Origin of the sequence: Pseudarthrobacter scleromae (assembly GCF_014644515.1) — a bacterium.
Lineage (GTDB): Bacteria > Actinomycetota > Actinomycetes > Actinomycetales > Micrococcaceae > Arthrobacter > Arthrobacter scleromae.
In genome coordinates, this window is sequence record NZ_BMKV01000009.1 from 80,999 (window position 1) to 96,494 (window position 15,496).

A 15,496-nucleotide genomic window follows, 5' to 3' on the forward strand; every position below is an offset into this window, starting at 1 on the left:
ACATCAGGAACTGCCACCCGCAGGATGACGGTCGCCCAGGCCGTGGTGGAATACCTTTCGAAGCAGTACACGGTGGACTCCATTGGCGGGGTTGAGTACCGTGAGCGGCTGATTCCGGGAACTTTCGGCATCTTCGGGCACGGGAACGTGGCCGGCGTGGGCCAGGCCCTGAAGCAGTACCAGCAGCTGGACCCGGCCATCATGCCGTACTACCAGGGCCGGAACGAGCAGGCCCAGGCGCACCAGGCCGTGGGCTACGCCCGGCACACCCGCCGCCGCCAGACCTTCGCCATCAGCACCTCGATCGGCCCGGGGTCCTCCAACCTGCTGACGGGTGCGGCCCTGGCGACGACGAACAGGCTGCCGGTGCTGCTGCTGCCCAGCGACACCTTTGCCACCCGCGCCGCGGACCCGGTGTTGCAACAGCTCGAACAGTCCTACGCCTACGACATCACGGTTAATGACGCCTTCCGGCCACTGTCCAGGTTCTTTGACCGGGTCTCCCGCCCGGAGCAGCTGTTCTCCGCGTTCCACCACGGCCTCCGTGTCCTGACGGACCCGGCCGAAACCGGTGCGGTGACCATTTCGCTGCCGCAGGACGTCCAGGCTGAGGCGTTTGACGTGCCCGAGGAGTTCCTGGCCGCGCGGGAATGGCGGATTCGCCGCCCGGACGCGGACGAGGACGACATCGCCCGCGCTGCCGCGGCCATCCGCTCTGCGAAGCGGCCGCTGATCATCGCCGGCGGCGGCGTCCTGTACGCCTACGCCAACGAGGAACTCGCGAAGTTCGTGGAGCTGACCGGCATACCTGTGGGCAACACCCAGGCGGGCGTCGGCGTCCTGCCGTGGGACCACAAGTACTCCCTTGGAGCCATTGGCTCCACAGGTACGACGGCGGCAAACGCCATTGCCGCCGACGCGGACCTGATCATTGGCATCGGCACGCGCTACGAGGACTTCACCACTGCCTCCCGGACCGCGTTCCAGAACCCGGACGTGAAGTTCATCAACATCAACGTCGCTGCGATCGATGCCTACAAGCACGGCACCACGCTGCCGATCGTGGCGGATGCCCGCAAGGCGCTGGTCAAGCTGAACCAGGCACTGGGCGGCTACCGCGTCGGAGCGGACCTCGAGCAGAAGATCGCGGCGGAGAAGAAGCGCTGGGACGCCACCGTGGACGAAGCCTTCGACACCCGCTCCACGCCGTTGCCTGCCCAGAACGAGATCATCGGTGCCACGTCCCGCGCCATGGACCCCTCCGACGTCGTTATTTGCGCGGCGGGTTCGCTCCCCGGCGACCTGCACAAGATGTGGCGGGTCCGTGACCCGTTCGGCTACCACGTGGAATACGCGTACTCCTGCATGGGCTACGAGATTCCGGGCGGCCTCGGAGTCAAGCGCGCGGCGCTGGCTGAAGCCGCCAACGGCGGAACCCAGCGCGACGTCGTCGTCATGGTGGGGGACGGCTCCTACCTGATGATGCACACCGAACTGGTCACCGCCGTCGCCGAACGGATCAAGCTGATCGTGGTCCTGATCCAGAACCACGGCTATGCCTCCATCGGATCCCTCTCCGAATCCCTGGGCTCGCAGCGGTTCGGCACCCAGTACCGCGCGCTGAACGAGGAACAGCACAGCTTCGACGAAGGCGACACCCTGCCCGTGGACCTGGCCCTGAACGCGGAATCCCTGGGCGTGAAGGTCATCCGGGTGGAACCGGGCGAGAAGGTCATCGCCGAACTCGAGCAGGCCATCCGCGACGCCAAGGCAGCGCCCGAACGCGGCGGCCCCATCCTGATCCACGTCGAATCAGACCCGCTGCTGGACGCGCCGTCCTCCGAATCCTGGTGGGATGTTCCCGTCTCCCAGGTTTCGGAGCTCGACTCCACCCAGCAGGCCTACCAGGCCTATACCAGCCACAAAGCCCGCCAGCGCAAGCTGCTCGGCTGATTCCCTCGTCGACACCCGAACGCTTTCAACTCAAGGAAGAGCCCCATGACTGTTACAACCGAGACCTCCACCATCAGCCACTTCATCAACGGCGCCGAAAGCGCCGGCGCGGGTGACCGCACCACCAACGTCTACAACCCGGCCACCGGCGCCGTGTCCGCACAGCTGCGGCTGGCCAACCGGGCAGACCTGGACGCCACCGTCGCCGCTGCCCGCAAGGCCGCCGACACCTGGGGCGACATCTCCCTGGCCAAGCGCACCGCCGTGCTGTTCAAATTCCGCGAACTCGTCGCCTCCCACGTCGAGGAACTCGCCCAGCTGGTCACCGCCGAACACGGCAAGGTCCTCTCAGATGCCAAGGGTGAAATCGGCCGCGGCCTGGAAGTCATCGAGTACGCCTGCGGCATCCCCACCCTGCTCAAGGGCGACTACTCGGACCAGGTCTCCACCGGAATTGACGTCTTCAACTTCCGCGAACCCCTCGGTGTGGTCGCCGGCATCACCCCGTTCAACTTCCCGGTGATGGTCCCGCTCTGGATGGCACCGATGGCCATCGCCACCGGCAACGCCTTCATCCTCAAGCCCTCCGAACGCGACCCCTCCGCCTCCATGCTCCTGGCCAAACTCTGGAAGCAGGCCGGCCTGCCCGACGGCGTGTTCCAGGTCCTGCACGGCGACAAGGAAACCGTGGACGGTCTCCTGACCCACCCGGACGTGGACGGCATCTCCTTCGTCGGCTCCACCCCGATCGCCCAGTACGTGCACGAGACCGCCACCAAGCACGGCAAGCGCGTCCAGGCCCTGGGCGGGGCGAAGAACCACGCCATCGTGATGCCCGACGCCGACCTGGACAACGCCGCCGACCACCTCGCGGCCGCCGCCTTCGGCTCCGCCGGGGAACGCTGCATGGCCATCTCCGTCGCCGTCGCCGTCGGGGACGCCGCGGACCTGATCGTCAAGAAAGTCGAAGAACGCGCCCTGGCCGTCAAGGTCAACAACGGCACCGCCCCCGACGCCGAAATGGGCCCGGTCATCACCCCGGCCTCCAAGGAACGCATCGTACGGATCGTCAGCGAAGCCGAAGCAGCCGGCGCCGCCATGGTGGTGGACGGCCGCGACCTCGTGGTCCCCGGCCACGAAGACGGCTTCTGGGTGGGCCCCACCGTGATCGACCACGTCAAGACCGAAATGACCGCCTACACCGAGGAAATCTTCGGCCCCGTGCTCGTGGTGGTCCGCGTCGACACCCTCGAGGACGGCATCAGGCTGATCAACGCCAACCCGTACGGCAACGGAACTGCGATCTTCACCTCCTCCGGCGCCCACGCGCGGAAATTCCAGCGCTCCGTCACGGTCGGCATGATCGGGATCAACGTGCCACTGCCCGTCCCGGTGGCCTACCACTCCTTCGGCGGCTGGAAGGCATCGCTCTTCGGCGACAAACACATCTACGGCCCCGAAGGCGTCTCCTTCTACACCCGCGGCAAAGTCATCACCTCGCGCTGGCCCGAACCCACCCACGCCTCCGGCGCCTCCTACAACTTCCCCTCCAACTAGTCCCCACCGCCTCCCTCGCCTCGCAAGTCCAAATCGGCCCCCAGCCTTCGCAAGCTCAGGCCGGGACCCTCGCCGATTTGGCTCCACGGCAAGGGAACCCTGGCGGCGTGGCCCCTATCAAAGAGACAGACAATGACTGAGAACAAACTGATCATCGGCACGGCGCCGGACTCCTGGGGTGTCTGGTTCGCGGATGACCCCAAGCAGACGCCCTGGGAACGGTTCCTCGATGAGGTTGCCGAGTCCGGCTACAAGTGGATTGAACTGGGCCCGTACGGCTACCTGCCCACCGATCCCACGCGGCTGGCGGAAGAACTGAAGCAGCGCGACCTCAAGGTCACCGCAGGCACGGTGTTCACTGCCTTCCACCGCGGACTGGACCAGTGGGAATCCGCCTGGGAACCGGCCCGCAAAGTGGCCGAACTGACGGCGGCCATGGGCGGCGAGCACATCGTGGTCATTCCGGCCATGTGGCGCGACGACGTCACCGGCGAAGCGGTGGAGAGCGGCACCCTGACGGACAAGGCGTGGAGCGACCTTTTCGCCGGCCACAACCGCCTGGGGAAGACCCTGCTGGAGGATTTCGGCCTCAAGCAGCAGTTCCATTCCCACGCTGACTCCCATGTCGGGGCGCAGGAAGACATCGAAACCCTCCTGGCCGCTACGGACCCGAAGTACCTGAACCTGTGCCTGGACACGGGCCACGCCGAATACTGCGGTGCCTCCAGCCTCGAGCTGATCAAGAACTACCCGGACAGGATCGGCTACCTGCACCTGAAGCAGATCAACCCGGAGATCCTCAAAAGGGTCAACGAGGAAAACATGACCTGGGCCGCCGCCAACCTGGCCGGCGTCATGACCGAGCCGCCGAACGGGCTTCCCGACCTGCGCGCCGTCATCGAAGCGGTGGAGGCCCTCAACCGGCCCATCTTCGGCATCGTGGAGCAGGACATGTACCCGGTAGCCTTCGATGTGCCAATGCCCATTGCCAAGCGCACCCGCAACTACCTGCTGTCCTGTGGTTCCCGAACCACTGTCAACTGACAACCACACTGCAGCATCCGCTAAGACCCCTGGAGGAACGAAAACAATGACTGAAGCACTCCGCGTTGCCGTCATCGGCGCCGGGCGCATGGGCGCCGACCACATCCAGCGCCTCAACACCCGAATCCACGGAGCCGAGGTTGCCGCCGTCGTGGACGTTGACCTGGCCCGCGCGCAGGCGGCAGTTGAAGGCATTCCGGGCGCCGTGGCCCTTGCCGACGCCGAGGACGCCCTCAACAACGGCGACGTCAACGCAGTACTCATTGCAACGCCCGGCTTCCTGCACGAGGACATCCTGCTGAAGGCCATCGCCAAGGACATCCCGATCCTGTGCGAGAAGCCGCTGACCCCCGATGCCGAGTCCTCCTGGAAGATCGTGGAGGCTGAAGTTGCGCTGGGGCACAAGCGCATCCAGGTGGGCTTCATGCGCCGCTTCGACGCCGAATACGCCGCACTGGGCCAGATCATCGGCAACCACGAGCTGGGCGAACTGCTGATGCTGCACCACCAGCACCGTAACCCCACCACGCCGCCGGGCTTCACCAACGAGATGCTGATCAACGATTCCGTGGTCCACGAGTTCGATGCCATCCGGTTCTTCACCGGAGAGGAAATCACCAGCGTCCAGGTCCGCATGGGGAAGGCCACCAAGAACGCCCCCGCCGGGCAGCACGATCCCCAGCACGTCCTGCTGGAGACGGAGTCAGGCGTCCTGGCCGACGTCGAAATCTATGTCAACGCCAAGTTCGGCTACGAAGTGGCCACCCAGGCCTCCTTCGAAGAGGGCATCGTCAACATCGGCGGGGACAAGGGCCCTTACACCCGCAGCGCCGGCCGCTGGGGCGGCAACGTTACCCCCGGATTCGAAGAGCGCTTCGGCGCGGCGTACGACGTCGAAATCCAGTCATGGGTTGACGCTGCGCTGAAGGGCGAAATCGGCGGTCCCACCGCGTGGGACGGCTACGCCACCGCGGCCTGCTGCGAGGCCGGCGTCGAAGCCCAGAAGAGCGGCGAGAAGGTGGCCGTGAAGCTCGCCGCCAAGCCGGACCTTTACCGCTGACCCGCGGAGTTTTTGTCCAGATATGCCGACTTCCGGGCCTTCCAACCCTGCGTATCTGGACAAAGACTCCCGCCTGACTGATCCACAATGGAGTGTTCCTCGTGAAAATCGCACTTGATCCCACCCCTTTCCACCACAGCCACAGTCTGCTGGAGTTTCCCCGCGTGGCTGCAGATCTGGGTTACAAGTACATGCAGATGACGCCGCACGCGGACTTCATCCCCTTCTACAACCATCCCAAAGCCGATGACGAGCTGGTGGGCCAGCTCAGCAAAGCCTGCAGGGACGCGGGAATCGAAATTGCCTCGGTCCTGCCGGTGCTCCGCTGGTCCGGCCCGGACGAGGACGCCCGCGAAGCTGCTGTCCGCTACTGGAAGCGGGTCATCCAGATCACCGTTGACCTCGGCGTCGGCACTATTAACACCGAGTTCAGCGGCCGCCCCGAAAAGGCTGAGGAGTCCGAGCGGGCGTTCTACCGCTCCATGGAGGAGCTCCTGCCGATCATCGAACGCGAAGGCATCGACCTGCTCATCGACCCGCACCCGGACGACTTCGTGGAGGAAGGCCTGGCCGCAATCCGGGTCATCAGGGGACTGAACTCGAAGAACGTGGGCATGGTCTACGTGGCCTCACACAGCTTCCACATGAAGAACGCCCCGCTGGACATCATGCGCGCGGCAGGGGACAAACTCCGCCTGGTCCACGTTGCGGACACCATGGACCACCACGCCTCACACGGGCTTCGCTACATCACCAACCCGCCGGGCAACCCGGTGCGCGTGCACCAGCACCTGAAGATCGGTGACGGCGACGTGAACTGGGATGAGTTCTTCGGCGGACTGAAGGAGATCGGTTTCCTGGATCGGGATGACACAGTGATGGTCTCCAGCGTGTTTGCGGAGGATGAGAAGGCCGAGGACGTCTCCCGTTACCAGCTGGAGACCATGAAGCAGTACGTCCAGAAAGCTACCGCATGAGTGTCTCCGGTAAGGTCGCGGCGGTCAAAGAGCAACAGCCTCCGAACCATAAGAGGGCGCTGCGGACCGCCACCATCATTTCCACGTTCGGCGGACTCCTCTTCGGCTACGACACGGGGGTCATCAACGGCGCGCTGCCGTACATGCAGGAGGATTTGGGTTTGACGCCGCTGACCGAGGGCCTGGTCACGTCGTCGCTCCTCTTCGGCGCCGCGTTCGGTGCACTGTTCGGCGGCCGGCTGGCCGACCGGAACGGCCGCCGCAAGATGATTATGGTCCTCGCGGTCATTTTCCTTGTGGGCACGCTGGCGTGCACCTTCTCGCCAAACACCGAGGTTTTGATCGCCGCCCGGTTCATTCTCGGCCTGGCTGTGGGTGGTGCCTCCGTCACCGTTCCCGTGTACCTGGCCGAAGTTTCGCCCAGCGCACGGCGCGGACGGATCGTCACACAGAACGAACTGATGATCGTCACCGGGCAGCTGCTGGCTTTCATCTTCAACGCCTACCTGGGCAACACCTTTGGGGAGGCCGGCGGCATCTGGCGCTGGATGCTGGTGATCGCCACCCTGCCTGCCATTGCACTTTGGATCGGGATGAACTTCATGCCCGAGAGCCCCCGATGGCTGGCCTCGATGGGAAGTTTCGGCGAAACGCTCAGCGTTCTCCAACGCATCCGCTCCCAGGCCGAGGCGCGAACAGAGTTCGAGGAAGTCAAGGCCATGGCCGTCGAGGACTACAAGTCCAAGATGGGCTCCTGGAAGGACCTTGGGATCCCCTGGCTGCGGCGGATCTTCATCGTGGGCCTCGGCCTGGCGGTGATCCAGCAGATCACCGGCGTGAACTCCATCATGTATTACGGCACCCAAATCCTCGCCCAATCCGGATTCGGGCGCGAGGCTGCGCTGACCGCCAACATTGCCAACGGCGTCATCTCTGTCCTCGCGACGTTCGTGGGAATCTGGCTGCTTGGCAGGGTGGGCCGCCGTCGGATGCTTATCACGGGGCAGATAGGCACGACGTCGGCGCTCCTTCTGATCGGCCTGTTCTCACTGATCCTGCCTGAAGGCTCAGCCCGTGGTTTCGTGATTCTGTCCCTGACGGTGACATTCCTGGCCTTCCAGCAGGGTGCCATCTCACCGGTCACGTGGCTGATGCTCTCCGAGATTTTCCCGCTCAAGATCCGCGGGCTCGGCATGGGCGCCTCCGCCTTTGTCCTTTGGATCGTCAATTTCATGGTGGGGTTCGGATTTCCGCAGCTCCTGGCGGCGATCGGTCTGTCCAGCACCTTCTTTGTGTTCGCCGTGCTCGGAGTGGGCGCCATAGCGTTTGCCGCCAAGTACGTTCCCGAAACCAAGGACAAGAGCCTTGAAGACGTGGAGCACTACTTCAAGAATGTGGCCGGAACGAAGCCGGAGGCCGTCGCGAGCCCATAAGAACGCCGAGCCGCAGGAGGGCACCCTCGTCTCCCAAGACGAGGGTGCCCTTTTTGGGTCTTCGCACGTGGTGCCAGCGGCTCGTTAACCGCGGAAATCTCCCGGATTTCGCGGGTCCTAGCACCCATGTTACGTGCGTACATACTAATGTCAGGACAAACTATTGACATGTGTGGTTCAAGTCACCATGATCGTAGTAAGCACATTCCGGCGACTGCATCGTGGCAGTCCGGAGCTGATATCAAAGGAGATACTCGTGGCTAGATTTTCCTGGCGTAAAGCAACACTTGTAGCGGCTGTCGTGCCGATGCTGGCACTGAGCGCCTGTTCGAGCACCGGAGGCAGGACCGAGGAGGCCGGCGGCGCAGCAGGCGGCGGCCAGGTCGCTACAACAGAACGCATGAAGGTTGCACTCATCACCCACGCCGCTCCCGGTGACACCTTCTGGGACATCCTCCGCAAGGGTGCCGAAGAAGCGGCTGCAAAGGACAACGTGGAATTGCTCTACACCTCGGATCCTGAGGGCGGACGCCAGGCCCAGCTGATCCAGCAGGCAATCGACCAGAAAGTCGGCGGCATCGCCGTGACCTTGGCCAAGCCGGACGCCCTAAAGGACGTCCTCAAGAAGGCCGCGGACGCCGGTATCCCCGTAGTCAGCCTTAATTCAGGTGCTGATGTTTGGCAGCAGGTGGGCGCTTTCACCCACTTCGGTTCGGACGAGAACCTCGCGGGCGCGGCCGTGGGGGAGAAGCTCTCCTCGCTGGGAGCAAAGCGCCCCATCTGCGTGATCATGGAACAGGGCAACGTGGCACTGGATGCCCGGTGTGCCGGCGTGAAGTCCAAGATCCCGGCTACTGAGAACCTGTTTGTCCAGGGAACCGACATGACCCAGGTTTCCTCCACAGTCACTGCGAAACTCCAGGCCACCCCGGATGCAGACGCCATCATCGGACTGGGAGCGCCGTTCACGTTGACCATCAACAAGGCAGTGGAGTCCCTCAATCTGCAGGACAAGGTCAAGGTAGCCTCCTTCGACATGAACGGTGAACTGGCCCAGGCCATCATCGACGGCAAGGTTGCCTTTACCGTCGACCAGCAGCCGTGGCTCCAGGGCTATGGAGCCGTCGACGCCCTCTGGCAGGTCAAGCGGGGCGGCATCCACGTAGGTGGCGGGCTTCCGGTGCTGACCGGCCCGTCGATCATCGATCAGGCAGCAGCTCCTGACGTCCTCAAGTTCGCCAAGGAAGGCATCCGCTAAGGATGCTTTGAGCGGGTTCCGGGGCCCTTGCGGCTCCGGAACCCGCCATAGCAGGAGAATCCCCATGACCCAGACTCTGACCAAACCCTCCGTCCCCGCGACCGATGAACGCATCGGTAAGCGCAGCCCCCTCCAGAAACTGCTCGGCCGCCCTGAGGTCGGCGCCCTGGTGGGCGCCATTGTCCTCTTCGTTTTCTTCGCCGTGGTTTCCCCGACCTTCCTGCAGCCTTCGTCCTTCGCGACCGTGCTGTACGGCAGCTCAACCATCGGAATCATGGCAGTCGGCGTCGCGCTGCTTATGATCGGCGGCGAGTTCGACCTTTCCACAGGTGTCGCCGTCATCAGTTCGGCCCTTACCGCCTCGATGTTCAGCTGGTACTTCAGCACCAACGTCTGGGTTGGTGTCGCCCTGGCACTGCTGGTTTCCCTGGCCATCGGATACGTCAATGGCTGGATCCTGATGAAGACCAAACTGCCCAGCTTCATCGTCACCCTTGCCACGTTCCTGATGCTGACCGGCCTGAACCTGGGCCTGACCCGCATGATCGGCGGCGGCGTATCTTCCCCCTCGATCTCGGACATGGACGGCTTCGCCTCCGCCCGCGCGGTGTTCGCGTCATCAGTGAGGATCGGCGGGATTGATGTCCAGATCACCGTAGTCATCTGGATTGCCCTTGTGGCGGTGGCCACCTGGGTGCTGATGCGGACCCGCGTGGGGAACTGGATCTTCGCCGTCGGCGGTGATGCGAATGCGGCCCGCGCCGTGGGCGTTCCGGTCAAGGCCACCAAGATCGGACTGTTCATGGCAGTTGGTTTCTGCGGCTGGATCCTGGGCATGCACAACCTCTTCGCCTTCGATACCGTGCAGTCCGGTGAGGGCGTGGGCAACGAGTTCCTCTACATCATTGCCGCGGTGATCGGCGGGTGCCTTCTCACCGGCGGCTACGGTTCTGCGATCGGCGGCGCGATTGGAGCCTTTATCTTCGGCATGGCCAACAAGGGCATCGTCTACGCACAGTGGAACCCGGACTGGTTCAAGTTCTTCCTGGGCCTGATGCTCCTGCTGGCCACCATCGTCAACCTCATCGTCAAGCGCCGCGCGGAACTGAAGTAAAGGGGTCCGGAAAATGAATGCCCAAAAAATTGACCAGCGCACCTTGCTGCAAAACGAAAAAGATCCGCTCACGCATACTCCTGTGCACCTGCTGTCCCTTGATGCCGTAGGCAAGCACTACGGCAACATCGTGGCGCTGAGGGATGTCACGATGGCAGTCGACAACGGCCGTGTCACCTGCGTGCTCGGTGACAACGGTGCCGGCAAGTCCACGCTCATCAAGATCATCGCCGGCCTGCACCGGCACGACGCTGGAACGCTGAACATCATGGGCGAGGAGCGGAAGTTCGATTCGCCCCGTGATGCACTGGATGCAGGCATCGCCACGGTCTACCAGGACCTGGCGGTGGTGCCGCTGATGCCCATCTGGCGCAACTTCTTCCTTGGCTCTGAACTGACCAGCGGATTCGGTCCCTTCAAAAGCATGGATGTCCAAAAGATGAAGGACATCACCAAGAAGGAACTGGCAGAGATGGGCATCGACCTCCGCGACGTGGAACAGCCCATCGGCCAGCTCTCGGGCGGTGAGCGGCAGTGCGTGGCCATTGCCCGCGCCGTCTACTTCGGCGCCAAGGTCCTGATCCTGGACGAACCGACGGCGGCGCTCGGCGTGAAGCAATCGGGCGTAGTTTTGCGCTACATCCTCCAGGCAAGGGACAGGGGACTCGGGGTAATCTTCATCACCCACAATCCGCACCATGCCTTCCCGGTGGGGGACCGGTTCCTGCTGCTCAAGCGGGGCAAGTCCATTGGCTACTACGACAAGAAAGACATCGCCCTGGACGAGCTCACCGCCCAGATGGCCGGCGGCGCGGAACTTGCCGAGCTCGCGCACGAACTCGAACAACTCGGCGGCCACAGCGAGGTAGTTAAGGAAGTGCAGGCAGAGGTCGCTGACGTCACCCACGGCACAGAGACACCCAAGGAAAGCGGCCCCCGGCACGCCTAGTACGGACCGGAACGGGGCCCGCCGGAAAACCGGACGGGCCCCGCTCGACATTGCGCACAGACCACGAACAGCAGACAGGAAGACATCATGCCGATCCGGGTGGGCGTCATCGGCGCAGGAGTCATGGGCGCAGACCACATCAGGAACCTTTCCGCAGCCGTCAACGGTGCTGAAGTCACCTTCGTGGCAGACCTCGACGCCGGACGGGCAGCGGCAGCTGCGCCGCCGGCGGCCCGGACTACCACCGACCCCTCAGAGCTGATCAACTCCAGCGAGGTGGACGCCGTCGTCATCGCCTCGCACGACTCCACCCATGCCGGACTGGTGCTGGAATGCTTCGAAGCGATGACGCCCGTGCTCTGCGAGAAGCCCCTGGCCCCTACGATCCTGGAAAGCCTCGACGTGGTGGAGGCGGAGGCGGACATCCTGGCCGCCACCGGCGGCAGGCTTCTGTCCATGGGCTTCATGAGGCGGTTCGATCCGGGCTACACAGCACTCCGCGAAGCAACGCGGATCCGCAGCAACGGCGAACCGCTAATGGTCCACTGCACCAGCCGCACCGCAACTGCGGGACCCGGTGCCAGCTCGGAATCAGCCATCACCAATTCAGCCATCCACGAGTTCGACATTATCCCCTGGCTGCTGGGCACGCCCATCACCGAAGTTTCATGGCAGGCGGGGCGCAGCTCCCGGCACAGCACCGGAGACCTGCAGGACCCGGCGCTCATGCTCCTCCGGACGGCAGACGGCACCCTTGCCACCCTCGAACTGTTCCTGAACGCGCAGTACGGCTACACCACCAGGTGCGAGGTGGTATCCGAGAGCGGTACAGCTGTTCTCCCGGAACCCGCAGCACTGGTGGTCCACCATGAAGGCCAGCAGCGGTCCGTCATCCCGGCCGACTGGCGCCCGCGCTTCGCCGACGCCTACCGCCTGCAGATCCAGGCCTGGATCTCCGCTCTGGAACGCGGAGACACCCCGCCGCTCGCCACCGGGGAGGACGGCCTGCGGGCATCGCAGGTGGCCCAGGCCATGATCCGTTCGCTGCACAGCGACGGAGCCTTCACGAAGGTGATCTATTGATGGCTGCTCCCGTCCTGCCGGCCTCCCGCGTGCCGGAGCCGGAGGACACCACCTCCCCGCGGTGGGGCATCAAATTCCCTGGTGAAGACAGAACAAAGGAAGAACTGTGAAGGATATAACTCTTGGGTTGGTGGGCGTGGGCCGAATCGGCGCCATGCACGCGGACAACATCTCGGCGCTCAACGCCGTACGTAATGCTGAGGACATCAATGTCCGGCTTCGGCTGACGGACGTCGCCGAAGAGCACGCCAGGGCCGTGGCTGCCAGGGTTGGTGCCGAGTTCCTGCCGTCCGTGGAGGCACTGCTCGCCTCGGGCCTGGACGGGCTGGTGATTGCCACCGGCACAGGCACCCATCCCGGCCTGATCAAGGCGGGGGTGGACGCAGGGATCCCGGTCTTCTGCGAGAAGCCGGTGGCCCTGGATGTGGCGGACGCCCTGCCGGTCCTCGAGTATGTCCGGGAGCGGCAGGGCGTGGTACAGATTGGCCATCAGCGGCGCTTTGACCCCGGCTACCTAGAAGCGAGGCGTGCCTACCAGGCCGGTGAGCTTGGCTGGATCCATTCGCTGCGGGCCGTCACCTGTGACATGGCACCGCCGCCCGTCGAGTTCCTGGCGGGCTCGGGCGGACTCTTCAGGGACTGTTCCGTGCACGACTTCGACATCCTCCGCTGGCTGACGGGCCGGGAGATCGTGGAGGTCTATGCGAAGGGCTCCAACAACGGGGACCCGGCCATCGGGGCTGTGGGGGACGTGGATACGGCCCTCGCCCTGGTGACGTTCGACGACGGCACGGTGGGGGCAGTCTCGGCCACACGCTACAACGGGGCCGGCCACGACGTCCGGCTCGAAATCCAGGGCTCCAGGGGATCGCTGCTGGTGGGGCTGGACGACAGGACCGCGTTGGCCTCGGCCGAAGCAGGCGTGGCTTTCCCCGCTGGGCAGCCCCACCAGACCTTCGCCGAAAGGTTCGATGCCGCCTACCGGGCCGAGATGGCGGCGTTTGTGGAGCTGATCCTGGGCCTGCGGGACAACCCGTGCACGCCAGAGGATGCGGTGGCAGCTTCACGCGTGGCGGAGGCTGCCCAGGAGTCGTTGCGGAGCGGATCCCCGGTGAGGGTGGAGCTGGCCCCGGCCGTCGCCGGCTGACCTCCAGCCGGCTGGAGGACCCGCGCGTCACCAGGGAGATGTCACGGACCTGCCGGGGTCAGGCGCCGAACGGGAGCCGCGGATCGACGTCCTGGCCGTCCCAGGTCTGGCGCACCCAGCCGTGGTGGGGGTCGTCGCTGATGAGCCATTCGCGCACGGGCCCGGGCCCAGCCATGACGTTCAGGTAGTAGAGGTCGTACCCGGGTGCGGCCATGGCAGGACCGTGCCAGCCATAGGGAACCAGGACGACGTCCCCGGTGCGGACCTCCGCAGAGACGTCGATGGGGCGCTCGTCCGAGGCGTAGACGCGCTGGTAGCCGATGGCGTCCGCATCGGCGGGAGCGGCCGAGCCCTCCGCCACCCGCGTCTCAAAGTAGTAGATCTCCTCGAGGTGGGTCTCGCCGTCCTTCTCCTCGTCATGCTTGTGCGGGGGATAGGAGGACCAGTTGCCGGCGGGGGTGAGGACCTCGCAGACGATGAACCGGTCGGCTTCCAGTGCGGCCGGTGTGCCGAAGTTGTGGACCTGGCGGGAGCAGTTGCCGGCGCCGCGCAGCTCAACCGGGGTTTCCGCGGCGGTCACCAGCCGGGTGGGGTACGCCTCCTGTGCCGGGGCAGTGGCGACCGCCACCCTCCCGCCGTCGGGCGAGGTGATGCTGACGGCGCGTCCGGTACCCGAGTACAGGACGTCGCTGGGGCCGTGGAACACGGAGGTGCGCCCGTCCAGTCGGTATTCGGTGCCATCGACCGTGACGGTGAAGGATCCGTTAAGGGGCACCACAATGCGTTCCTCTTCGGCGGCGGGAAGGACGACGTCGGCCCCCGCGGCGAGCGTGGCCACCTTCAGTCCAGTATGTGCCCAGCCGTCCACGGACAGGGATGAGTCCGAGGCCCCGATCGAGACGTCCCATGTGCCGTCGGTAGCGGTGCCCAGTGGGTAGACCCAGTTGGTCATGGAGTGTGGCTCCTTGCGTTAGCGCTGTACGAGTGTCATTTCAAAGCTGTAGGAATCCCCGCGGTACACGTGGTGCCCGGTTTCCACGCGGCGGCCGGTGTCATCCGTGGCTGTACGCTCCATGGTGACCAGCGCGGATCCGGGCGCGGTCTCGAGGAGGGAGGCTTGGTAGTCGTTGGCCACCACGGCGCCGATGCGCTGGTTGGCGAGCCGGAAGTTGACGCCGCCGCGGCGCAGGATGGCGTAGAGGCCTTCCGCCGACAGCGTGGCTTCACTCATCTCGGCGATGTCGTCACGGACCCAGTTCTCCATGAGTGCCAGGGGCTTGCCTGCCACTTTCCGCAGCCGGGTGAAGTGGTAGACCTTGGATCCGGCAGGCAACTGGAGCGTGGCCAGGGTGGCCTCGTCGGCCTCCACATGGGCGAAGCTCAGGACATCGGTGGTGGGCTTCTTGCCGTTGTTGGTGAGGTCGTCGTAGAGGCTGGAGAGCTCGAGGGGGCGGCGCACCTGGCTCGATACCACCTGGGTTCCGACGCCGCGTTTGCGTACCAGCAGCCCGGACCGGACCAGTTCATCCATGGCCTTGCGCATCGTGGGGCGCGAGAGGTTCAGCTGTGCCGCCAGATCGATTTCGTTATCTAACCGGCTGCCGGGCTCCAGTACTCCGCTGAAAATGGCGGCTTCGATCCCCTGCACCACCTGGTGGTACAGGGGGACGGGGGAGGAGCGGTCGATGCTGAGACCCAGGTTGTGCGCCACGGTACTTCCCTCATGTTCCTTGTTGCGGGACGTCGTCGCCCGGTGGGGCGGGAACGGCCGCTTTGCCGCTATATGTTCTCTTGATAGGACATACTTCATTTCTTCTTCGATCCTAGCAGCCGCGCCATCCGGGTCAAGGGGACGCGTTGACTCATGGAAAAGGTCCGCGGAGCAGGATACGTTGCCTCATTGGAAAAGGTCCGGGAAGAG

13 protein-coding genes are annotated in these 15,496 nt (G+C 64.6%); 11 read left to right on the plus strand and 2 right to left on the minus strand.

Translation table 11 applies throughout. The annotated features are described in order from the left end of the window. Positions 1–24: 24 nt before the first annotated feature. From iolD to IEX33_RS18460, 11 genes are all read left to right on the plus strand, one after another. Positions 25–1,953 (plus strand): 3D-(3,5/4)-trihydroxycyclohexane-1,2-dione acylhydrolase (decyclizing), encoded by a 1,929-nt coding sequence (iolD, locus tag IEX33_RS18410; RefSeq protein WP_188732356.1) that lies wholly within the window; start codon positions 25–27, stop codon positions 1,951–1,953. Between the two features lie 45 nt (positions 1,954–1,998). Further along, a complete protein-coding gene (locus IEX33_RS18415; RefSeq protein ID WP_188732342.1) occupies positions 1,999–3,510 on the plus strand; it encodes a CoA-acylating methylmalonate-semialdehyde dehydrogenase in 1,512 nt (503 codons plus the stop codon). A 132-nt stretch (positions 3,511–3,642) separates the two neighbouring features. Next, positions 3,643–4,554: a sugar phosphate isomerase/epimerase family protein gene (locus tag IEX33_RS18420; protein WP_188732343.1), complete on the plus strand. Its 912-nt coding sequence runs from the start codon at positions 3,643–3,645 to the stop codon at positions 4,552–4,554. Between the two features lie 46 nt (positions 4,555–4,600). Then, positions 4,601–5,614 (plus strand): Gfo/Idh/MocA family protein, encoded by a 1,014-nt coding sequence (locus tag IEX33_RS18425; RefSeq protein ID WP_188732344.1) that lies wholly within the window; start codon positions 4,601–4,603, stop codon positions 5,612–5,614. A 101-nt stretch (positions 5,615–5,715) separates the two neighbouring features. Then, entirely contained in the window at positions 5,716–6,591 is an 876-nt protein-coding gene (locus IEX33_RS18430; protein WP_188732345.1) for a sugar phosphate isomerase/epimerase family protein, read from the plus strand. After that, on the plus strand, positions 6,588–8,024 hold the full coding sequence (locus IEX33_RS18435; RefSeq protein WP_229675451.1) for a sugar porter family MFS transporter: 1,437 nt from the start codon (positions 6,588–6,590) through the stop codon (positions 8,022–8,024). The genes IEX33_RS18430 and IEX33_RS18435 overlap by 4 nt, the downstream gene beginning before the upstream one ends. A gap of 256 nt (positions 8,025–8,280) precedes the next feature. Continuing rightward, the gene (locus tag IEX33_RS18440) at positions 8,281–9,282 is read left to right on the plus strand and encodes a substrate-binding domain-containing protein (protein ID WP_188732346.1); all 1,002 of its coding nucleotides are present in this window, start codon (positions 8,281–8,283) and stop codon (positions 9,280–9,282) included. Positions 9,283–9,346: 64 nt separating this feature from the next. Continuing rightward, the gene (locus IEX33_RS18445) at positions 9,347–10,396 is read left to right on the plus strand and encodes an ABC transporter permease (RefSeq protein ID WP_188732347.1); all 1,050 of its coding nucleotides are present in this window, start codon (positions 9,347–9,349) and stop codon (positions 10,394–10,396) included. A 13-nt stretch (positions 10,397–10,409) separates the two neighbouring features. Further along, positions 10,410–11,345, plus strand: coding sequence for an ATP-binding cassette domain-containing protein (locus IEX33_RS18450; protein ID WP_188732348.1), 936 nt, complete (start codon positions 10,410–10,412; stop codon positions 11,343–11,345). An 87-nt stretch (positions 11,346–11,432) separates the two neighbouring features. Continuing rightward, entirely contained in the window at positions 11,433–12,428 is a 996-nt protein-coding gene (locus IEX33_RS18455) for a Gfo/Idh/MocA family oxidoreductase (protein ID WP_188732349.1), read from the plus strand. A 106-nt stretch (positions 12,429–12,534) separates the two neighbouring features. Then, positions 12,535–13,575 (plus strand): Gfo/Idh/MocA family protein, encoded by a 1,041-nt coding sequence (locus IEX33_RS18460; RefSeq protein WP_188732350.1) that lies wholly within the window; start codon positions 12,535–12,537, stop codon positions 13,573–13,575. Between the two features lie 58 nt (positions 13,576–13,633). Here IEX33_RS18460 and iolB read toward each other — a convergent pair whose 3' ends face one another. Further along, positions 13,634–14,527, minus strand: coding sequence for a 5-deoxy-glucuronate isomerase (gene iolB, locus IEX33_RS18465; protein ID WP_188732351.1), 894 nt, complete (start codon positions 14,525–14,527; stop codon positions 13,634–13,636). 18 nt (positions 14,528–14,545) lie between these two features. Next, positions 14,546–15,286, minus strand: a complete 741-nt coding sequence (locus IEX33_RS18470; protein WP_188732352.1) for a GntR family transcriptional regulator — start codon at positions 15,284–15,286, stop codon at positions 14,546–14,548. Positions 15,287–15,496: the final 210 nt, after the last annotated feature.

What these genes read in the sequence shown, in the direction of transcription:
- IEX33_RS18415 (WP_188732342.1), top strand. Translation starts at nt 1,999, where the DNA reads ATGACTGTTACAACCGAGACCTCCACCATCAGCCACTTCATCAACGGC.
- iolB (WP_188732351.1), bottom strand. Translation starts at nt 14,527, where the DNA reads ATGACCAACTGGGTCTACCCACTGGGCACCGCTACCGACGGCACATGG.
- IEX33_RS18450 (WP_188732348.1), top strand. Translation starts at nt 10,410, where the DNA reads ATGAATGCCCAAAAAATTGACCAGCGCACCTTGCTGCAAAACGAAAAA.
- iolD (WP_188732356.1), top strand. Translation starts at nt 25, where the DNA reads ATGACGGTCGCCCAGGCCGTGGTGGAATACCTTTCGAAGCAGTACACG.
- IEX33_RS18420 (WP_188732343.1), top strand. Translation starts at nt 3,643, where the DNA reads ATGACTGAGAACAAACTGATCATCGGCACGGCGCCGGACTCCTGGGGT.
- IEX33_RS18435 (WP_229675451.1), top strand. Translation starts at nt 6,588, where the DNA reads ATGAGTGTCTCCGGTAAGGTCGCGGCGGTCAAAGAGCAACAGCCTCCG.
- IEX33_RS18455 (WP_188732349.1), top strand. Translation starts at nt 11,433, where the DNA reads ATGCCGATCCGGGTGGGCGTCATCGGCGCAGGAGTCATGGGCGCAGAC.
- IEX33_RS18425 (WP_188732344.1), top strand. Translation starts at nt 4,601, where the DNA reads ATGACTGAAGCACTCCGCGTTGCCGTCATCGGCGCCGGGCGCATGGGC.
- IEX33_RS18445 (WP_188732347.1), top strand. Translation starts at nt 9,347, where the DNA reads ATGACCCAGACTCTGACCAAACCCTCCGTCCCCGCGACCGATGAACGC.